General features: G+C 61.2%; 1 protein-coding gene. It reads left to right on the forward strand.

Going from position 1 to position 430, the window contains the following annotated elements:
- The coding region (locus tag RM844_RS32955; protein WP_311671100.1) for an isocitrate/isopropylmalate family dehydrogenase at positions 1-430 on the forward strand (430 nt) is incomplete at both ends.

Genomic DNA, 430 nt, shown 5'->3' on the forward strand with positions numbered 1-430 from the left:
GACGAATTCGAGCGCATCTTCACCGAGGAGTACCGCGAACAGTTCGACGCCAAAGGGCTCACCTATGAGCACCGGCTGATCGACGACATGGTGGCTTCCTGCCTGAAATGGGAGGGCGGCTATGTGTGGGCATGCAAAAACTACGACGGTGACGTCCAATCGGACACGGTGGCGCAGGGCTATGGCTCGCTGGGCCTGATGACCTCTGTGTTGATGACACCGGACGGCAAGACGATGGAGGCCGAAGCCGCCCATGGCACTGTAACGCGCCACTACCGCCAGTATCAGCAGGGCAAGCAGGTCTCTACCAATCCGATCGCATCGATTTTCGCCTGGACCCGGGGCCTGCAGCATCGCGGCAAGCTCGACAACACCCCGGAGGTCATCGCCTTCGCCGAAACGCTGGAGGGTGCGGTCATCAGTACGGTCG

Origin of the sequence: Streptomyces chisholmiae, from assembly GCF_031845445.1 — a bacterium.
Classification (GTDB): Bacteria; Actinomycetota; Actinomycetes; order Streptomycetales; family Streptomycetaceae; genus Streptomyces; species Streptomyces chisholmiae.